Origin of the sequence: Pseudarthrobacter sp. PvP090 (assembly GCF_040547365.1) — a bacterium.
Lineage (GTDB): Bacteria > Actinomycetota > Actinomycetes > Actinomycetales > Micrococcaceae > Arthrobacter.
The window spans coordinates 24817-43460 of the sequence record NZ_JBEPPO010000015.1 but is presented as its reverse complement, the minus strand read 5'-3'; the positions used below and the strand labels follow the sequence as shown (position 1 = coordinate 43460).

Annotated in this window: 15 protein-coding genes; 5 read left to right on the top strand and 10 right to left on the bottom strand. The window is 66.9% G+C overall.

The window, feature by feature from the left end:
* The first annotated feature begins 76 nt into the window (after nt 1–76).
* Nucleotides 77–1195 carry an alanine dehydrogenase gene (gene ald / locus ABIC21_RS16765; protein ID WP_354351516.1) on the top strand — a complete coding sequence of 373 codons (1119 nt, stop codon included), beginning with the start codon at nt 77–79 and terminating at the stop codon, nt 1193–1195.
* A 95-nt stretch (nt 1196–1290) separates the two neighbouring features.
* Here ald and ABIC21_RS16760 read toward each other — a convergent pair whose 3' ends face one another.
* The 6 genes from ABIC21_RS16760 to ABIC21_RS16735 all read right to left on the bottom strand — a co-directional run bounded on the left by ABIC21_RS16760 (nt 1291) and on the right by ABIC21_RS16735 (nt 9478).
* Nucleotides 1291–2343, bottom strand: a complete 1053-nt coding sequence (locus ABIC21_RS16760) for a Gfo/Idh/MocA family protein (protein ID WP_354351515.1) — start codon at nt 2341–2343, stop codon at nt 1291–1293.
* A 138-nt stretch (nt 2344–2481) separates the two neighbouring features.
* The gene (locus ABIC21_RS16755; protein WP_354351514.1) at nt 2482–4194 is read right to left on the bottom strand and encodes an ABC transporter family substrate-binding protein; all 1713 of its coding nucleotides are present in this window, start codon (nt 4192–4194) and stop codon (nt 2482–2484) included.
* 53 nt (nt 4195–4247) lie between these two features.
* Nucleotides 4248–6524, bottom strand: coding sequence for an ABC transporter ATP-binding protein (locus ABIC21_RS16750; protein WP_354351513.1), 2277 nt, complete (start codon nt 6522–6524; stop codon nt 4248–4250).
* Nucleotides 6521–7531, bottom strand: a complete 1011-nt coding sequence (locus tag ABIC21_RS16745; RefSeq protein ID WP_354351512.1) for an ABC transporter permease — start codon at nt 7529–7531, stop codon at nt 6521–6523. The genes ABIC21_RS16750 and ABIC21_RS16745 overlap by 4 nt, the downstream gene beginning before the upstream one ends.
* 2 nt (nt 7532–7533) lie before the next feature.
* Nucleotides 7534–8520: an ABC transporter permease gene (locus ABIC21_RS16740; protein ID WP_354351511.1), complete on the bottom strand. Its 987-nt coding sequence runs from the start codon at nt 8518–8520 to the stop codon at nt 7534–7536.
* A 361-nt stretch (nt 8521–8881) separates the two neighbouring features.
* Complete coding sequence (locus ABIC21_RS16735) at nt 8882–9478, bottom strand: TetR/AcrR family transcriptional regulator (protein ID WP_354351510.1); 597 nt, start codon at nt 9476–9478, stop codon at nt 8882–8884.
* A gap of 124 nt (nt 9479–9602) precedes the next feature.
* On the opposite strand from ABIC21_RS16735, the gene ABIC21_RS16730 reads away from it, so the two are divergent.
* From ABIC21_RS16730 to ABIC21_RS16720, 3 genes are all read left to right on the top strand, one after another.
* Nucleotides 9603–10166: an NAD(P)H-dependent oxidoreductase gene (locus ABIC21_RS16730; RefSeq protein ID WP_354351509.1), complete on the top strand. Its 564-nt coding sequence runs from the start codon at nt 9603–9605 to the stop codon at nt 10164–10166.
* A gap of 138 nt (nt 10167–10304) precedes the next feature.
* Nucleotides 10305–11597 (top strand): aminotransferase-like domain-containing protein, encoded by a 1293-nt coding sequence (locus tag ABIC21_RS16725; protein WP_354351508.1) that lies wholly within the window; start codon nt 10305–10307, stop codon nt 11595–11597.
* A gap of 52 nt (nt 11598–11649) precedes the next feature.
* Nucleotides 11650–12081 (top strand): universal stress protein, encoded by a 432-nt coding sequence (locus ABIC21_RS16720; RefSeq protein WP_354351507.1) that lies wholly within the window; start codon nt 11650–11652, stop codon nt 12079–12081.
* A gap of 413 nt (nt 12082–12494) precedes the next feature.
* Here the strand turns inward: ABIC21_RS16720 and ABIC21_RS16715 are convergent, their stop codons facing one another.
* The gene (locus tag ABIC21_RS16715; RefSeq protein WP_354351506.1) at nt 12495–14093 is read right to left on the bottom strand and encodes an AMP-binding protein; all 1599 of its coding nucleotides are present in this window, start codon (nt 14091–14093) and stop codon (nt 12495–12497) included.
* A gap of 219 nt (nt 14094–14312) precedes the next feature.
* Between ABIC21_RS16715 and ABIC21_RS16710 the strand changes: the two genes are divergently transcribed.
* Nucleotides 14313–14651 carry a hypothetical protein gene (locus ABIC21_RS16710; protein ID WP_354351505.1) on the top strand — a complete coding sequence of 113 codons (339 nt, stop codon included), beginning with the start codon at nt 14313–14315 and terminating at the stop codon, nt 14649–14651.
* A gap of 81 nt (nt 14652–14732) precedes the next feature.
* Here the strand turns inward: ABIC21_RS16710 and ABIC21_RS16705 are convergent, their stop codons facing one another.
* Genes ABIC21_RS16705 through pdhA form a run of 3 tightly spaced genes read right to left on the bottom strand, consistent with a single transcriptional unit; the run spans nt 14733 to nt 18537 of the window.
* Nucleotides 14733–16238, bottom strand: a complete 1506-nt coding sequence (locus ABIC21_RS16705; protein ID WP_354351504.1) for a dihydrolipoamide acetyltransferase family protein — start codon at nt 16236–16238, stop codon at nt 14733–14735.
* 59 nt (nt 16239–16297) lie between these two features.
* Nucleotides 16298–17278, bottom strand: a complete 981-nt coding sequence (locus tag ABIC21_RS16700) for an alpha-ketoacid dehydrogenase subunit beta (protein ID WP_354351503.1) — start codon at nt 17276–17278, stop codon at nt 16298–16300.
* Nucleotides 17278–18537 carry a pyruvate dehydrogenase (acetyl-transferring) E1 component subunit alpha gene (gene pdhA, locus ABIC21_RS16695; RefSeq protein ID WP_354351502.1) on the bottom strand — a complete coding sequence of 420 codons (1260 nt, stop codon included), beginning with the start codon at nt 18535–18537 and terminating at the stop codon, nt 17278–17280. The genes ABIC21_RS16700 and pdhA overlap by 1 nt, the downstream gene beginning before the upstream one ends.
* Between the last annotated feature and the right edge of the window lie 107 nt (nt 18538–18644).

Sequence of the window (18644 nt, the reverse complement as noted above, 5' to 3'; positions counted from 1 at the left end):
AGCCGGATTTATTCTGGAAGTACGACTTCCCCCCACACACCCCGGCCCACAAGGCCACCAGCACTGGAGCCCACAAATGATCATCGGTGTCCCCAAAGAGATCAAGAACAATGAATTCCGCGTCGCCATCACGGCCGCCGGCGTGCACGAATTCCGCACCCACGGCCACTCGGTCCTCGTGGAGCGCGGCGCGGGCCTGGGCTCGGGCATCACGGACGAGGAATACGCCATAGCCGGCGCCGAAATCGTCGTCGACGCCGATGACGTCTGGGCCCGGGCCGACATGGTCATGAAGGTCAAGGAGCCGGTCAAGGCCGAATACCACCGCTTCCGCAAGGGCCTGATCCTCTTCACCTACCTGCACCTGGCCGCCGAGCCGGAACTGACCCAGGCGCTCATCAACTCCGGCGTCACCGCCATCGCCTACGAGACCGTCCAGGAGGGCCGCACCCTGCCGCTGCTCGCCCCGATGTCCGAGGTTGCCGGCCGTCTCTCCGTCCAGGTCGGCGCCACCTCGCTGATGGCTCCGGCCGGCGGCAAGGGTGTGCTGCTCGGCGGCGTACCGGGCGTCCGCCCCGCCAAGGTCGTTGTCCTCGGCGCCGGTGTCGCCGGCACCAACGCCGCCGCCATGGCCCTCGGCCTTGGCGCCGATGTCACCATTCTGGACATCAACATCAACCGCCTGCGCGAACTGGATGCCCAGTACCAGGGCCGCCTGAAGACCGTGGCGTCCAACGCGTACGAGATCGAGAAGTCCGTTGTCGACGCCGACCTCGTGATCGGCTCCGTGCTGATCCCGGGCGCCAAGGCCCCGAAGCTGGTCACCAACGAGCTCGTCTCCCGCATGAAGCCCGGCTCCGTGCTGGTTGACATCGCTGTTGACCAGGGCGGCTGCTTCGAGGACACCCACCCCACCACGCACCAGGAACCGACGTACAAGGTCCACAACACGATCTTCTACTGCGTGGCCAACATGCCGGGCGCCGTCCCGAACACCTCCACGTACGCGCTGACCAACGTCACCCTGCGCTACGCCGTCGCCCTGGCCAACCTGGGCGTCAAGGCCGCGTTCGAACGCGACGCCGCCCTCGCCGCCGGCCTCAACATCGCCGGTGGCAAGGTGGCGCACCGCTCCGTCTCGGAGGCGCACAACCTGCCCCTCGTCGCCGACTGGCACGAGCTGGTCTCCGCGTAACCACCCAGCCGCGGCATAATCAACACCGCATCGGCTGCTCCGTAACCGCCCTTTGGGACCCCCAAAACGGCAGTTGCGGAGCAGCCGATTGCTGTTTAACCCAGGGTTCGGGCCTGTTCGATCAGCCGCAGCACCTCCACCGGGCCCGCCGGGTCCACCGGGACCGGTAGCGCCGACGCCGCCCCGCCGTCGTGGATTTTGGCTGCCAGGATCCGGTAGAACTCCGGGTAGGCGCCGCGCTCGGTGGGCAGCCGGTCCAGGTGGCCGTCCCGGCCGAGCAGCCCGGCCCAATCCCGGTCTTCGATCCCGTAGTCCGGATCGAGCGGGCTGCCGCCGGCCACGATAAAGGGCTCCTGCGGGTCCACGCCGTTCTTGGTGAAGCCACCCGCGCTGCCCAGCAGCCGGAACCGCGGCCCCTGCTGGGCGCAGAGCATGTTCATCCACAGATGGCTCGTGACGCCGGATTCGTGCCGCAGCGCGAGGAACACGTCGTCGTCGGTCATCTCGCCGGGCCGCCGCGCAGCGAGTTCCGCATGCGTGACCGTGGCGGGACCGAACAGCTGCACGGCCTGGTCCAGCAGGTGGGTGCCCAGGTCGAACAGCACCCCGCCGCCGTCGTCCGCCGTCGCGGCCGCCTTCCAGGCCTTCGCGACCGCCGGGGACCATCGTTCGAAGCGTGATTCGAACCGCGTGACGGTGCCGAGCACGCCGCGCTCCAGCAGGCCCCGGACGGTCAGGTAGTCGCCGTCCCAGCGCCGGTTCTGGAAAACCGTGAGCACGCGTCCCAGCCGCGCCGCGAGCCGGATGAGCTCCTCGCCTTCGGCGCTGCGCACGGTGAACGGCTTGTCGACGACGACGTCGAGTCCGGCTTCCAGTGCGGCCTTCGCGAGCGGGTAGTGGGTGGCCGGCGGGGTTCCAAGGACCAGCAGGTCCAGTTTCCCGGCGAGGTCAAGGATGTCCTCCGGGGTATCCACCAGGCGGGTGCCGGGATACCGGGCGGACGCGGACGCCTGCCGGCTGGCGTCGGAGGTGGAGATCACCTCGATGGAAAACGCGGGGTCTGCTGCGAGCAGCGGCGCGTGGAAGACGCTGCCCGAGAGGCCGAAGCCGGCGACGGCCGTGCGGAGGGGCCGGGAGTCATTTGTCATGGCTCCCACGCTACTCCCGCGGCCCACCCGACGCTCCCTCAGATCCCGCAACAATTCAGGCGACGCTCCCTCGAAAGATGAGGGAGCGTCGCCCAGAAAGCTGCTCAACGTGAGGGAGCGTCGGAAGGGGTGGCGGTGCTACTTCTTTTCCCAGCCGATGGTGGTCCAGTCCGGAACCTGGGACAGGCTCTTGAACAGGGACGGGCCGTAGTTGGCCAGGCCGGTGCGCACGAAGGAGATCTGCGGACCGTTCATCACAACACCCATGGAGAAGTACTTTTCCATGTGCTTCTTTTCAACTTCCATGGCTGCCTTGTTGCGCTCATCGTTGTCGGCGATGGTGGAGAGCTTCTTGATTTCGGCGTCCAGTTCGGCGTCGCCCAGTTCGTTCTCGTTCGTCTTGGAATCGTAGAACTGCTTGACGGCGTCGGTCGCGTCGGCGCCCACGGTGTAGCCGGAGACGCTCATAAAGAAGTCGCGGCTGCCCAGGACCTTGCCGAAGTCGGCAGAGGCGCGCTGGTCGATGCCAACATCCATGCCGCCGGCCTTGAGCTGGCTCTGCAGGGTCTGCGCGAACGCCAGGGTGGTGGGGTCGTCACCGAAGTTGCTGATCTTGAAGGCGGCGGGGACGCCGTCCTTTTCCATGATGCCTGCGGCGTTGGCCGTGTAGCCGGCGTCGGTCAGGACCTTCTTGGCGGCCTCGGCTCCGGTCTCCTTGACCGGGTAGTTGTCCTGGTAGTACTTGGAGAACGGCAACAGCATCATCGATCCGGAGCTGGTTTCCTCCCAGTTCAGGCCGTTGAAGCGGACCTTGCGCAGTGCCTCGCGGTCGACGGCGGTGAAGATCGCCTCGCGGATGGCGACGTCGTTCATCGGCGCCTTCTGCGCGTTGAGGTTCAAGCCGCCGGCGAAGAGGCGCTGGCCACGGCGGATCTCGGAATCCTTGGTGCCGTCGAGCTGCTTGTACGGGGTGATGGTGTTGGCGGATACGCCGTCGATTTCACCGTTCTTGAAGGCCGCGATGGCGGCGCTGCTCTCAAGCTGGCGGAAGACCACCTTTTCCAGGACCGGCTTGTTGCCCCACCACTTGTCGTTCTGGGCGAGGGTGACCGTCTTGGCGGCGCTGTCGTACTGGTCCAGCTTGAACGGCCCGGCCATCCACTCCGGGTGCATGTCGCCGGTGAAGCCTTCGTTGAAGATCGCCGGGGTGTTCACTGCCGGGTGGATCAGGCCGGTGAAGAGGGAGTCCAGCGGGTAGACCGGCTGGGTGGTGGTGACAACAACTTCTTTGTCACTGGACCCGGCCTTGACGGAGTCAACGAACTCGTACGCGCCGGAGCTGACGATGTCGATGTCCTTGTTTTCACCCTTGAGCATGTTCCAGGTGTTTTCGAAGGCCTTGACGTCGATCGGGGTGCCGTCGTTGTAGGTGGCCTTCTCGTTCACCTTGATGGTGATGGTCTGCTTGCCGTCCTTGACCTCGCTCTTGACGTCCTCGCAGAAATCCTTGTTCGGCGTGGCGGTGCCGTCGAAGTCGAAGTTCCAGCAGCCCCAGGTGCCGGCCTGGTCGATCGGGCGGTGCAGGGCGGTGTTGTCCGCGCTGTTGCCGTTGTTGGAGAACCCGTTGAAGTCCGGACCGATGTTGCCCAGCGGCAGGGTGACGGTGCCGCCCGGCTGCAGGTCCTTGGCGTCCTTCGCGTTGATGCTGACCAGCTTGGCCAGGTCACTTCCCGCGTCCTGGCCCTTGGCGGCCTCGGGACCCTGTGCAGCGCCGCCGCCACCGCCACAAGCGGTCAGCGCAAGCGCTGCAACGACGGCGGTAACGCCGCCGATCTTGGTCAGATTCTTCATGTGTTCCCCTTCATTTTCTTTTGGTGCGAGTTGTGGTGCGTGTGACTGGTAGGTCAGGTGGTTTCGTGGACAACGAGCATGTCCGCGTCCAGTTCGCCGTCCGGATAGAAACAGGCGAATTGCTGGTCGGTGGGGGCCGCAAAGCCGGCCGGGTGTCCGGGGGCTCCGGCGCCAACGGCATCCAGGGAACTCGTGACGGTCACCAGCCCGGGCTCCTGGGTCAGGCACCTCTCCTGCCTCGCCGGCGGCAGCGCCGCGAAGACCGGGCAGCGCGTGGCGAAGTTGCAGCCCGTCGGCGCTTCCAGCGGGGAGGGCAGGTCACCCTGCAGGATGATGCGTTCGCGGGTGCGTTCCAGGACCGGGTCGGGGACCGGAATCGCGGAGAGCAGGGCCCGGGTGTAGGGGTGGCGCGGATTGTCGAAGACGCTGTCGACGTCGCCGATTTCCACGATTTTGCCGAGGTACATCACGGCCACCCGGTTGGAGATGTGCCGCACCACGGACAGGTCGTGGGCCACCATCAGGTAGCTCAGCCCGAGCTCCGCGCGGAGCTGGTCCAGCAGGTTGATGACGCCGGCCTGGACGGACACGTCCAGGGCGGACACCGGCTCGTCCAGGACAACGAGTTTGGGATTGACGGCCAGGGCGCGGGCAATGCCGATGCGCTGGCGCTGGCCGCCGGAGAACTGGTTGGGGAAGCGGTTGACGTGGTCCGGCTGGAGGCCCACGAGTTCCATCAGCTCCATGATCCGCTTCCGGATCTGGGGCTTGGCCATGCCGGCGTTCTCCAGCGGCTCGGACAGCACCTCGAAGACGGTGAAGCGCGGGTCGAGGGCGCCGGTGGGGTCCTGGAACACCATCTGCAGTTCCTTGCGCATGGCGCTCTTGGTCTTTGCGTCGGAGGCTTCCTTGTTGCTGAGGCCGCCGATGACCACCTCACCGTCCTGGTCCTTGTGGAACTCCATGATTTCCAGCAGGGTGGTGGTTTTGCCGCAGCCGGACTCGCCCACGATCGAGAAGCACTCGCCCTCGCGGATGTCGAAGCTCAGCCCGTCGACGGCCTTGACAGTGCCGATCCGGCGCTTGAGCAGGGCGCCCTTCATCAGCGGAAAGTGCTTCCTGACGTCCCTGAGCTCCAACACGGTCCGGCGCTCGGCGCGCGGGACCGCGTCAAAGCGTGACACCGGAACGGCCGGGGCCTTGAAAACCTCGCGGACATCCACTTCCAGGCCGAGGGAATCGGTCTTGATGCAGGCGGCCCGGTGCGGCAGTCCGCCGTCCAGGTTGGTCCCCGCGACGGGCCACAATTCAGGCTCGCCCTGCAGGCAGGCGTCGCTGACCAGAGGGCAGCGCGGCGCGAAGGAACAGCCCGTCGGAGGGTGGACAAGGTTCGGCGGGATGCCCTCGATCGGCACCAGCGAGGTCTTCTCGGCCACGTCCACGCGCGGCACCGCGCCGAGCAGGCCCATGGTGTAGGGCATCCGGGGGTTGTAGTAGATGTCGTCGACGCTGCCGGTCTCCACCGGTTTGCCGGCGTACATGACCATGATGTCGTCCGCCATGCCGGCGACGACGCCAAGGTCGTGTGTGATCATTACGACGGCGGCGCCGGTCTCCTCTTGTGCGGTGTGCAGCACCTCGAGGACCTGCGCCTGGATGGTGACGTCCAGCGCCGTCGTGGGCTCGTCCGCGATCAGCACGCGCGGGTCGTTGGCGATCGCGATGGCGATCATGACGCGCTGGCGCATGCCGCCGGAAAACTCGTGGGGGAAGGCCTTGAGCCGGTCCTTCGGGCTGGGGATGCCCACCATGCCGAGGAGTTCGACGGCGCGCGCCTCCTTGGCCTGCCTGCTCATGGTGGGGTTGTGGACCGTGAGGGCCTCGATGATCTGGGTCCCGACGGTATAGACCGGGGTCAGGGACGAGAGCGGGTCCTGGAAGACCATGGCGATGTCGTTGCCGCGGTACCGGCACATCGCCTTGTCGCTGAGTCCCAGCAGTTCCGTGCCCTGGAGCCGGACCGACCCGGTGACTTGGGCGGTGTCCGGCAGCAGGCCCAGGATGGCCATGGAGGTGACGGACTTGCCGGAGCCCGACTCGCCGACGATGCCCAGCGTCTTGCCGGCGCGGAGGTCGAAGTCGATGCCGCGGACGGCGTGGACCACCCCGTTCTCCGTGTTGAAGCGGACGTTCAGGTCCCGGACGGAGAGCACGGCATCCGCCGGGGCATCACCTGCGGCGTGCAGCCCGGCGACGCGGAGCCGCTCGACGGCGGAGAGGTCGTTCGAGAGGTCGGCGGATTCGGTGCTGGCGGTCATTTCGTGGCTCATGTCGTCTTCTTCTCTGCGGACTTCTGTGCCTTGCCGGACATACGCTTCCCGGGGCCGCTCTTCCTGGCGCGGCCAACGGAGCTGGAGCTGGGATCGAACGCGTCACGCAGGCCGTCGTTCATCATGGCGAGCGACCCGGTCAGCAGGAACATGACGGTCAGCGGGACCCAGAACATCCACGGGAAGGTGGAGACCTGGGACGTGGCCTGGCCGATCAGCACCCCCAGGCTGACGTCGGGGACCTTGATGCCGATACCGATAAAGGAGAACGCCACCTCGGCCAGGATCGCGCCGGTGATGCCGCGGGTGATGTCCAGGACCAGCAGCGAGCCGATGTTCGGGACGAGGTGCCGCCAGACGATGCGCCTCGGCGGGATCCCCATGTACTGGGCCGCCTTGACGAAGTCGCGTGACATGAGGGACATCGAGAGCGATCGGATGAGGCGGGCCGTGCCCATCCAGCTGAAGACCAGCAGCACGATGATCAGCAGGAGCCAGCTGGGGAGGGACTGCTGCAGGCCGTTGCCGCCGCCGCTCGTGGCCACGGCGACGACCAGCAGGGCCGGCATCATGATCAGGGCTTCGAGGACGAACAGCATGACCTTGTCCACCTTCCCGCCGAAGTAGGCCATGGTGCAGCCGTACACGGCGGCGATCAGGACCGAGACGAGGCCAACGACGAGGCCGATCAGGATCGAGATCCGGGTGCCCTCCACGGTCAGCGCGTAGAGGTCGATCCCGGCCTGGGAGGTGCCAAGCAGGTGCTCGGCCGAGGGCGGCATGCCGATGTTGAACGGGTCGATCGTCTCCTTGTCCCAGCTGGTGGAGAAGCCGCCCACAAAGGAGAACAGGGTCAGGGCCAGGAAGATGACCAGGCCGACGACGGCGGTCTTGTTACGCAGGAAGCGGCGGAGGATGATCGAGGACTTCGCGATGACAACGTCGCTGTTCTCGATTTTCGCCCCGCCGGCGACGGCGGCCGGGTCGACGGTGTTGAGGTTTGTCATGGTTACTGCACCCGCACTCTCGGGTCGACCAGCGTGGTGGCGAAGTCCGCGAGGATCGCGCCGATCGCGAAGATCACGGAACCGTAGGCGAGGGTCGCCGTCGCGGCATTGACGTCCTGCAGGGCGATCGCGTCAATGCTCCAGGAGCCGACGCCATGCCAGGCGAAGATCTTCTCGGCGAAGAAGCCGCCGGCGAAAATGGCGGGGATGGTGAAGGCGATGCTTTGAGCCACGGGGATGAAGGACACCCGCAGGGCGTGCCGGCTGATGGCCTGGTTCCGGGTCAGTCCCTTGGCCCGCGCCGTCCGGACGAAGTCGGCGTTGACGTTGTCCAGGAGGTACTGGCGCTGGGCGATCTGGTACGTGCCCCAGCCCACAATCGTGATGGCGAAGGTCGGCACCGCGTAGTGCGCCAGCATGTCCACGAACTGCGCCCAGCCACCGCCCTCCAGCCCTGGCGTGGAGATGCCGGTGACAAAGAAAATGCGTTCGCCGACCGACTCGTTGATGTTGATGGCACCGAGCTGCACCAGGAAGTAGGCGATCGGGGCGGGCACGATGTAGACGAGGTAGCTGTAGGAGGTGATGACCCGGTCCGAGGCCTTGTACTGCCGCGCTGCCGTGTATACGCCCAGGGCGACGCCGATGATCAGGGTCAGGATGATGGAGGCCAGGAACAGCCGGGTCGAGATCCAGACCCGGTCACCGAATTCGGCGTTGATGAACGCGCCGTTGGGGCTTCGTCCCCAGTCCCAGCGGGTGACGATCGCCGTGAGCCACTCGACGTACCGCTCCCACGGGCTGAGCTCCGGATCGAGGCCCTTGAGCCGGAAGGAGTTGGCCACCTGCTCGGGGGTGGGCCGCGGGATCCGCTCCTGCTCCAGCAGCGCGGGCTGCAGGGTGGTGACGGCCAGGAAGTACCCGGCGGTGGTTGTCAGGAAGATCATGAAGACATACGTGACGGCACGTTTGGCGAGGTATCGGAGCATGGGACGGCTAGTTCTGGATCGCCGTTGCCTGTGCGGTCCCGGCCGCTGCGGGAACGGTGTTTTCAGTCTCGCCGCGCGCCGGATTACTGACAAGATTCACAACTTGATCCTTCCGTAGTCCCCATCCGGCAGGGGGTTACCGCTGCCGATCCGGGATCCTTGCCAGCGGGTATCTGGCCGCCCGCAGGCCTTTCGGCAAGTCCTTGTGGACTATGTTGCGGGTCACATTCCAGAGGAAACTATCACATGCATACTGCCGTGGAACGCCTCCGAACCCGGCTTTCCGCGAGTCAGGTATCAGATCGTTATGAATAATTCCGGGGAATTGATTTGATGTTCCCCTGCCGGAATCCGGGCTGGACTAGGCCCCGCGCACGACGCGCGAGACGAGTTCGCGCCAGGACGCGGCGAGTCGCTCCGGGGCAATATGGTGCACTCCGACGGCGTGCAGGATCCGTTCCGGCTCCAGGACGGCACTCAGCGAAGTGGCCATCAGCCAGGGGTCGGCGGTCACGCCCGCTTCCCGCAGTAGCATCTCCAGATGCCGGTGCCAGAGCACGGCCGCCGGCACGTCGAACCGGTTGTAGGCGGACACATCCGCGGCCCGGGCCAGCTCGCCGAATTCCAGCACCCAGGCGATCCGCTCCTCGCCAAAGGCGATGAGCCTCTCCAGTGGCGGAGCTCCGGGGCCCAGCGGCGGCGGACCGAACATGAACCGCCCCTGGAACTCGGCCTCAGCGTCGCTGAGCAGTGACATCATCAGCCCGGCCCGGCTGCCGAAGCGGCGGAACACCGTCCCCTTGCCCACGCCGGCCCGCTGCGCCAGTGTGCCCATGGTCAGGCCGTCCGCCCCGCATTCCTCGATGAGTTCGCGGGCAGCGCGGAGCAGCAGCTCGCGGTTGCGGGCCGCGTCGCGGCGTTCAGGCTCGAAGCCCGGGCGGATTGGGATCAGGCTCACAACGCACATTCTAGTCCCGGGGAATAGAAGCGGACCGCAGTCCGTTTTGATCTGTGAAGGCCGGCAAAGCCTCCAACATCAGCCAGCCGCAGCATCACCTGCGGCGCGACACCCAGGAGTTCACATGCCCAAGAACACCGTTCTCACCCTGGTCGGCAGCCTGCGCGCCGATTCCACCAACCAGAAGCTGGCCGAAGCCATCCAGCTGAACGCCCCGGAGCGGGTGGAGGTCCTCATCCACGACAGCCTCGGCAACATCCCGTTCTACAACGAGGACATCGACGTCGAGGGCCAGGTCCCGGCCGCCGCTGCCGCCCTGCGCGCCGCCGCGAACGACGCCGACACCCTACTCCTGGTCACCCCGGAGCACAACGGCACGGTCCCCGCGTCACTCAAGAACGCCATCGACTGGCTGTCCCGCCCCTACGGCGCAGGCGCCCTTTCCGGCAAGCCCACCGCCGTCGTTGGCACCGCCTTCGGCCAGTTCGGCGGCGTCTGGGCCCAGGACGAGGCCCGCAAGGCCGTCGGCATCGCCGGCGCCCAGGTGCTGGAGGACGTCAAGCTCGCCGTCCCGGGCTCCATGGTCCGCTTCGCCGAGGTCCACCCGAAGGACGACGCCGAGGTTGTTGAGCAAATCAAGGGCGTCTTCGAGGCCATCGCAGAGGCCAGCACCCCAGCAGCAGCCTGATCCCCCCGGCGATTTCCGCGCCGATTTCAGACAGCCGCTACGTGGATCCACGTAGCGGCTGTCCGTTTCCGTAGCGAATTCGCAGGACAGGGAAACAAAAGTTTTCCATGCGGCAACAAGGGCTGTATTCTGGGAGATGTGACCCACGAAACACTTGATGCCGCCGCAGAAGTACTTCCGGCCGAGGCAATTGACGCAATCGAACGTGCGGCTACGTCCGCCCACCGCCACGAGGACCTGTTCTCGGAGCGCGCAGCAAATATCAAGCAATCGGCAGTCCGCGATGTCTTCGACATCTCGATGCGCCCCGGCCTTGTCTCGCTGGCGGGCGGCAGCCCGTACCTCCAGTCCCTGCCGCTGGAACGGCTGGGCCAGACCGCCGCGAAGATCATCGCCGAACAGGGCATGACCGCACTGCAGTACGGCGGCGGACAGGGCACCGAGGAACTCCGGACCCAGATCTGCGAAGTCATGGCCGCGGAAGGAATCCTGGACGCCAAGGCCGAGAATGTGGTGATTACGGCGGGTTCACAGTCCGCCCAGGACGTCGCGACCAAGGTTTTTTGCAACCCCGGCGACGTGGTGCTCGTCGAGGACCCCACCTACGTCGGCGCCCTCAACACCTTTGAGGCCTACCAGGTCCAGGTTGCCACCGTGCCGATGGACGACGACGGCATCGTCCCGGACCTCTTGGAGGCCAGGATTGCCGCCCTGCAGACCGCGGGCAAGAACATCAAGTTCCTGTACACCATCCCAAGCTTCAACAACCCCTCCGGCATTACCCTGTCCGCGGAGCGGAGGCAGCAGGTGGTGGATATATGCCGCAATGCGAATATTCTGGTGCTGGAGGACAATCCGTACGGACTGCTCCGTTTCGACGGCAAACCGCTCACCCCGCTGCGGGCCGCCAATCCGGACGACGTGATCTACATGGGGTCCTTTTCGAAAATCTTCGCACCCGGGCTGCGAATCGGCTGGGCCCTCGTGCCGGCCCACCTCCAGCGCCGCTATTACCTGGCGTCGGAGGCTGTCACGCTGTGCCCGCCGACCCTCAACCAGATGCTCGTCTCCGCCTACCTCCGCGACTACGACTGGCGCGGCCAGATCGAGACGTACCGGGGGCTGTACAAGGAGCGCTGCGACGCGATGCTGGCCGCCCTGGACGAATACATGCCGCCGGGCCTGAGCTGGACCCGCCCGGAAGGCGGCTTCTTTGTCTGGGTCACGCTTCCCGACGGCGTGGACACCTACCCGCTGCTGAAGAAGGCGATCGACGCCGGGGTGGTCTTCATTCCCGGCGCGGCCTTTACGCATTCCGACGAGCCGTCCAACAAGATCCGGCTGGCTTTCAGCGCCGTCCCGCCGGAGTCCATCCGCGAGGGAGTGCGCCGGCTGGCGCCGGTCCTGCGGGAAGCCATTGCCGCCCTGTAGCCTGAATCATCGGTGCACGGCCGAAGACTTTCGTTGACCCAAGGAGCACTCCATGACCGGAATTATTGTTGTCGGCGTTGACGGCAGCGAGACTGCCCTGAAGGCCGCGCACACCGCCCGCGACCTGGCCGTTTCGCTCGGGGCCACACTGCATGTGGTCAGCGCGTTCGACAGCGACAGGACCGAGGTCTACGGCAGCGGCAGCGACAAGTGGATCGTCTCCGACGCCGGGGACGCGGAAAAGGTTGCCCGCGGCGTCGCCGACAGCCTTCGCACGCCCGCGGTGAACGTGACGTACGCAGCCGCGCGCGGCAAGCCGGCCGAGGCCCTGATCGGCGAGGCGGCCCGTTCCGGCGCCCAGCTGATCGTGGTCGGCAACCGGCGGATGCAGGGCCTGGGCCGCGTGCTCGGGAGCGTTGCCAACTCCGTGGCGCACAACGCACCCTGCGACGTCTACATCGCCAAGACCGACTCGTCCGAGTAGCCGCGTACTGCGGCCGCAGGCGGGAGTTCGCGAGGCTTTTGGCGGCATCCGGTCACCCCCAATGGTGATCGGCAGCCGCCGGGCCGGGAAATCCGTGCCATTGGACGCGTCTGCTTCGTTACGGACGCAGCGGGGTACGGGGCTACGGGATGCGGGAGGGGGTAGCGCGTTCGCGCACGGCCGCGGATGGCTCGCCTCGACAAGAGCGTGCGCGGCGGGCGGCGGAAGGCAGGACGGGGGATATCTTTGGCACGGTGTCTCCACGATGGTGTCCAAGTGGCCGCGTCCTGACCTGCTCCTGACTATACCCGCTGGGAAGGCGCCCGCGATTGGCTGCGTCACAATCGCACGCCGGCGGATCGATTTGGCGTCCGCCGGCGACGTCTCAGGCCAGGACCGACCGGTGCCAGGGCTTACCCGGCTGCTGCGCCCGCCGTCTTGAGCATCCGGCGCAGGATCTTGCCGGAGGCGGACTTCGGCACGGCGTCAATGAACTCGACCCGGCGGATCTTCTTGAACGGCGCCACCCTTTCCGCAACGTAGTCCATGACCGCGGCCTCGTCGAGGCCCTCGGCGTCGTACCCGGGCTGGCGCACCACAAACGCCATCGGCACCTCCTGGCCGTCGGCGTCGGACGTTCCGATCACGGCGGCGTCGGCGATGCCGGGGTGGGTGAGAAGGAGCGCCTCAAGCTCTGCCGGAGCGATCTGGTAGCCCTTGTACTTAATCAGTTCCTTGAGCCGGTCCACGATCGTGACCACACCGTCGGCGCGGACGGTCGCGATGTCCCCGGTGTGCAGGAATCCGTCGGCGTCGAGGGTGTCCGCCGTTTCCTCGGGCCGGTTGAGGTAGCCGAGCATCACGTTCGGTCCGCGGCACAGCAGGTGGCCGGGCGCACTGGTGCCCTCGGCCGGGATGTCGAGGTCCTCCCCGGTGGCCGGATCCAGCAGCCTGCAGTCCATATTGGGGACGGTGTAGCCGACCGAACTGACGGGCAGCTCCGTGGCGTCCACCGGGACCAGGTGGGACACGGGGCTCATCTCGGTCATCCCGTAGCCTTGCAGCACTCGGCAGCCAAGGCGCTCCGCCAGGCTGCAGCCAAGTTCGCCGTCGAGCGGGGCCGCGCCGGACAAGGTGGTGTGCACGGAGCTGAGGTCATAGTCGGCAACCAGAGGGTGCTTGGACAGGGCCACGGCCACCGGCGGTGCGATGAACAGATAGCTGCACTTCTGGTCCTGGATGATCCGCAGGAACTCGGCCAGCTCAAACTTCGGGATCGTGACCAGGCAGGCACGCTGCCGCAGGGCGAGGTTCAGCAGCACGGTCAGCCCGTAGATGTGGAAGAACGGCAGCAGGGCCAGCAGGCGGTCCTCCGGCGTGACCTTGAGCAGCCCGCGGGACTGCTCCGCGTTCGCCACGAGGTTCCGGTGGCTGAGCATAACGCCCTTGGGCCGGCCGGTGGTCCCGGAGGAGTACGGCAGTACGGCCACGTGGGTGGCGGGATCGAAGCTGACGTCCGGCGCCGGGACACCCGCCGTCAGCAGGTCCCGCAGCGAGGGATGGCCTGCGGCGCCATCGAGGACGACGAGCCGCTCGGCCGGAATTCCCACCCGGGTGGCGGCTTCCTGGGCCGCGGGGAGCAGGGCGGAGACGGTAAACAGCCACTCCGCGCCCGCGTCGGCTAGCTGGAGGGCAATCTCGTCCGCCGTGTAGAGGGAGTTGACCGTGGTGACCGTCGCGCCGGCCCGCAGCAGGCCGTGGAAAACGACGGTGAAGGCCGGGATATTGGGGCAGAGCATTGCCGCGACGCCGTGGACGCCCAGCCCCTGGGCCGCCACTGCTCCGGCCACGGCATCGATCTGCCCCACGAGCGCCCTGTAGCTGGTCTCCGCGCCGCTCGTGCCGTCGACGACGGCGATCCGGTCCAGGTCCGCCTCCGCCAGGCCGCCGAAAAGGTAGTCGTACAGGCTGACGTCGGGAATTTCCACATCGGGGAACGGGCTCGAAAACACGCAACATCTCCTTTGATCCGCGTCCGCCCCGCTGGCGGCGGCTGGTGCCACTCTAGTGCCGTCCGGCCACTCTGGACAGGACCGCGCCGGACCGCGTCACCACACACAGTGGGCAGCCTCACGCGAATTCCAGCCCGCCGCCTCCTTGTGCCGGCGGTAAAATTGGAAGTGCCCCCACCGGCGTGGACATCCAACATTTCTTAGTTCCAGAGGATGAAAATGCCTACTCTTCAGCGTCGCCAGCTCGTTGGCCACGACATTCTCCTGGCCCGGCACGGCAACCACATCTCCGCCATGCGCGTCGACCGCCAGGCCGACCGTGTGATCGCGTTCCTGGACGACGGCTCCACGGACAGTGCCCCCAACAGGATTTCCCCCGGCCTGCGGACGCCCGAGACGGTGCTGAGCGTCGTCCGCGACGACTGGAAATTCTTTGCGGTGGTGACCGCGTGCACCACTGGCTTTGCCGGCGTGATGGTCGCCGCCGCCATCGCCCTGGCCGGGTTCAGCGGGGATCCGGCCATGGCCGAACTGCTGTCGACATACCCGGGGAGCTAGTTCCTCAGGGCCGACGTCCGCAACCACAAGAACCCCGCCGCTGAGCATGCTCAGCGGCGGGGTTCTGGCGCAGTGTGCTGCTCAGTCGAGCAGCAGGGCGGGCTCTTCCAGGATCGACGCGACGTCGGCCATAAACCGTGCCGAGAGGTCGCCGTCCACCACGCGGTGGTCGAAGGAGCCACCGAGGGTCGTGATCCAGCGCGGAATCACCTCGCCGTCAAGGACCCAGGGCTTCTGCTTGATGGTGCCGAACGCCACGATCGCCACTTCGCCGGGGTTGATGATCGGCGTGCCCGTATCGATGCCGAGGGCGCCGATGTTGGTGACCGTCAGGGTGCCGCCCTGCATCTGGGCGGGCTGGGTCTTGCCGGCCCGGGCGGTCGTGGCGAGCTCGTTCAGGGCCAGGGCCAGCTCCTTGAGGGACAGGTCCTGGGCGTTCTTGATGTTCGGGACCATCAGGCCCCGGGGTGTGGCTGCCGCGATGCCGAGGTTCATGAAGTGCTTGATGTGGATCTCGGCGGAGTCGCTGCCGTCCGGGTTGTCCACCCAGGTGGCATTGACGCTCGGGTTGCGCGCCGCGGCCCAGATGACCGCCTTGGCCAGGATCAGCAGCGGCGAGACCTTGATGCCCTCGAAGTCGCGGGAGGCCTTGAGACGCTTGACGAACTCCATGGTCCGGCTGGCGTCGACGTCGACGAAGATGCTGACGTGGGGGGCCGCGAAGGCCGACTCGACCATGGCCCGCGCCGTGGCCTTGCGGACGCCCTTGACCGGAATCCGTTCGATCCGCTGTTCCTGCGGGCGGCCGGTCTTGCCCCAGAAGGTGTCCGCCTTGTCCACCTCGGCGTCGCGCTGCGCCTGGTAGCTCACCAGATCCTCGCGGGTCACTTCGCCGCGGGCGCCGGTGGGGACGACGTCGGCCAGGTCGATGCCCAGGTCGCGGGCGATTTTCCGGACGGGAGGCTTGGCCAGGACCCTGCTGACCAGGCCGCTGATGGCCCCGCCGAGGGTGGGTCGCTGGTCGATGCTGTCCGCAGGGGCGGGTCGTTCCGCGTGGGCGACGGCCTCCGGGCTGATCCAGATGTCGTGCGCCTCAACGGGCTCGGCGAGGGGGACCGGGCTGGCGACGGAGCCCGTCGTCGCCGCGGGCTGCGCGGCCGGCGCGGCAACGCGCCGGCGTCGCTTGACGGCGTCGGCTTTGGGGCCGGAGCCCACCAGGGGACCGCCGGCCGGACGCCCGGCCGATTCGCCGGCGTCGGACGTGTCCGCCTCCAGCTTTCCGTACATGGGCGCCTGAAGCGCCGGAGCAGCGGGAGCCTCGACGGCGGCGGCGGTGTCGGAAGCCGCGGCATCGCTCACGCTGATGATCGGGGTCCCGACGTCGACGGTCAGGCCCTCGGGGACGAGCAGTTCCGTGACGGTGCCGGCGAACGGGGACGGCAGCTCCACGAGGCTTTTGGCGGTCTCGATTTCGCACAGCACATCGTTGATGGCCACCGTGTCGCCGGGTTTGACCTTCCAGGCGACGATCTCGGCCTCGGTCAGCCCTTCGCCCACGTCGGGGAGGTTGAACTTGTGAACAGTCATGTTGTCCTTTTTGGGAGGAGGGGCCTCAGCGGTAAGCGGCCAGCAGAAAAGGGGCGCAGTCAGTAGGAAAGGGCGCGGTCGAGTGCCTCGAGGATGCGGTCGATGTCCGGGAGGTAGTCTTCCTCCACCTTGGCCACCGGATAGGGCATGTGGAAGCCGCCGACGCGGATGACGGGCGCCTCGAGTGAGTGGAAGGCACGCTCGCTGATCCGTGCCGCGATTTCGCCGCCGATGCCGCCGAACGTCGGGGCCTCGTGGGCGACAATCAGCCGGCCCGTCTTCCGGACGGAGTCGGTGACGGTGTCGAAGTCGATCGGCGAGATCGAGCGCAGGTCGATCACCTCGACGCTGTGGCCGTCCTCGGCCGCGGCGTTGGCTGCGGCCAGGGCCACCGGCACCAGGGGTCCGTAGACCACCACGGTGGCGTCTGTCCCCTCGCGGAGCACGTGTGCCTTGAACGGGTCCGCGGAGGGTCCGGGGGTTTCCGTGTCCACCTCGCCCTTGAGCCAGTAGCGGCGCTTCGGTTCGAAGACGATGACGGGGTCCTGGCAGTCGACGGCCTGCTGGATCATCCAGTAGGCATCGTGCGGGTTGGACGGGGTGATGATGCGCAGCCCGGCGGTGTGGGCGAACAGCGCCTCCGGCGACTCCGAGTGGTGTTCGATCGAGCCGATGCCGCCGCCGTAGGGGATCCGGATGACCACCGGCACGGTCAGGTTGCCGTTGCTGCGGGAGTGCATTTTGGCCAGCTGGGTGGTGATCTGGTTGAAGCCAGGGAAGACGAAGCCGTCGAACTGGATTTCGCAGACGGGCAGGTAGCCGCGCAGGGACAGTCCGATCGCGGTGCCGATGATGGCGGACTCCGCCAGCGGGGTATCGACGACGCGGTCGGCGCCGAACTCGGCGAACAGGCCGTCGGTGACGCGGTACACGCCGCCCAGCGGTCCGATGTCCTCGCCCATGAGCAGGGCGCGGGGGTTGTTGTTCAGCGTTGCGCGGAGGCCTTCATTGATGGCCTTGGCAATGGTCATGGTGGTCATCAGTTGGCCGCACCTTCCGCCTGGGCTATCTCCGCGGGTTCTGCCTCATCGGCAAATCCTGCGCTGTACTCCTCGAACCAGGCGAGCTCCTCGGCCACCAGCGGGTGGGCCTCCACGTAGGTGTTGGCGAAGGCAGTCCGGATGTCCGGGGTTTCGAGGTCGTAGGTGGTCTTGCGGACGTAGGCGGCGAGTTCGTCGCCGTCCGCCTTGACCTGTTCGAAGAAGGCGTCGTCGGCCATTTCCTGGGCGCGGAGGTACTTCTCTAGGCGCTCCAGCGGATCCTTGGCCCGCCACCGGCTCTCCTCCGCGGACTCCCGGTATTTGGTGGGATCGTCGGCCGTCGTGTGGGCACCAACGCGGTAGGTGAACGCCTCGATCAAAACCGGTCCCTCGCCCTGGCGGGCACGTTCCAGGGCCCACTCGGTGACGGCGTGAACGGCGATCACGTCGTTTCCGTCCACCCGGATGCCCGGGAATCCGTAGCCCTTGGCCCGGTTGGCGAGCGGGATGCGGGTCTGCACGGAGCTGGGGACGGAGATCGCCCAGTGGTTGTTCTGGCAGAAGAACACCACGGGCGCCTTATAGGAAGCCGCGAACACCATGGACTCATGGACGTCGCCTTCGGAGCTGGCGCCGTCGCCGAAGTAAACCATGACGGCAGCCTTTGGCTCCTCGGCGTGACCAGCCCCCCCGTCGGCGAGTGCAGCCGACGCCGCGAACTTCTGGTCGCGCTGGATCCCCATCGCGTAGCCGACCGCATGCGGGGTCTGCGCTGCGAGGACCAGGGTGTAGAGGTGGAAGTTGGTGTCCTTGGGGTTCCAGCCGCCGTTGGAGACGCCGCGGAACTGGCGCAGCAGCTCGGCCAGGTCCACGTTGCGGGTCAGGGCCACGCCGTGCTCGCGGTAGGTGGGAAAAATGTAGTCCTGCGGCTGGCTGGCCCGGCCGGAGCCGATCTGGGCGGCCTCCTGGCCGGTGAGCGGAACCCAGAGGGCCAGCTGTCCCTGCCGTTGCAGCGCGGTGGCCTCCACATCGAAGCGGCGGATTTTGGCCATGTCGGCATAGAATCCGCGCAATTTCTCCGGGTCAAGCCGCTCGGCATAGTCGGAGAACACAGGATCGGACCCAAGCGTGCCGTCGGGAGCGAGGAGCTGCACCATAGGCTCGGCCGGATCGCCGAGGCGGGCTTCGGCTTCCGCCTCGAGCCGGTCCTCAATATCGGTTCCATCGAACTCGGTAGCGGGCAGATGTGTGGCACCCATACCGTCTCCTTGCTTGCCGCATCCGAATGCGCCGCAATCGCTGGGATATATGCCGGACCGGTTATACATTCCCGGTCCGGCATATATTTTGGCTTACTCGTCCTTAC

What these genes read in the sequence shown, in the direction of transcription:
- ald (WP_354351516.1), top strand. Translation starts at nt 77, where the DNA reads ATGATCATCGGTGTCCCCAAAGAGATCAAGAACAATGAATTCCGCGTC.
- ABIC21_RS16760 (WP_354351515.1), bottom strand. Translation starts at nt 2,343, where the DNA reads ATGACAAATGACTCCCGGCCCCTCCGCACGGCCGTCGCCGGCTTCGGC.
- ABIC21_RS16755 (WP_354351514.1), bottom strand. Translation starts at nt 4,194, where the DNA reads ATGAAGAATCTGACCAAGATCGGCGGCGTTACCGCCGTCGTTGCAGCG.
- ABIC21_RS16750 (WP_354351513.1), bottom strand. Translation starts at nt 6,524, where the DNA reads ATGAGCCACGAAATGACCGCCAGCACCGAATCCGCCGACCTCTCGAAC.
- ABIC21_RS16745 (WP_354351512.1), bottom strand. Translation starts at nt 7,531, where the DNA reads ATGACAAACCTCAACACCGTCGACCCGGCCGCCGTCGCCGGCGGGGCG.
- ABIC21_RS16740 (WP_354351511.1), bottom strand. Translation starts at nt 8,520, where the DNA reads ATGCTCCGATACCTCGCCAAACGTGCCGTCACGTATGTCTTCATGATC.
- ABIC21_RS16730 (WP_354351509.1), top strand. Translation starts at nt 9,603, where the DNA reads ATGCCCAAGAACACCGTTCTCACCCTGGTCGGCAGCCTGCGCGCCGAT.
- ABIC21_RS16720 (WP_354351507.1), top strand. Translation starts at nt 11,650, where the DNA reads ATGACCGGAATTATTGTTGTCGGCGTTGACGGCAGCGAGACTGCCCTG.
- ABIC21_RS16710 (WP_354351505.1), top strand. Translation starts at nt 14,313, where the DNA reads ATGCCTACTCTTCAGCGTCGCCAGCTCGTTGGCCACGACATTCTCCTG.
- ABIC21_RS16705 (WP_354351504.1), bottom strand. Translation starts at nt 16,238, where the DNA reads ATGACTGTTCACAAGTTCAACCTCCCCGACGTGGGCGAAGGGCTGACC.
- ABIC21_RS16700 (WP_354351503.1), bottom strand. Translation starts at nt 17,278, where the DNA reads ATGACCACCATGACCATTGCCAAGGCCATCAATGAAGGCCTCCGCGCA.
- pdhA (WP_354351502.1), bottom strand. Translation starts at nt 18,537, where the DNA reads ATGGGTGCCACACATCTGCCCGCTACCGAGTTCGATGGAACCGATATT.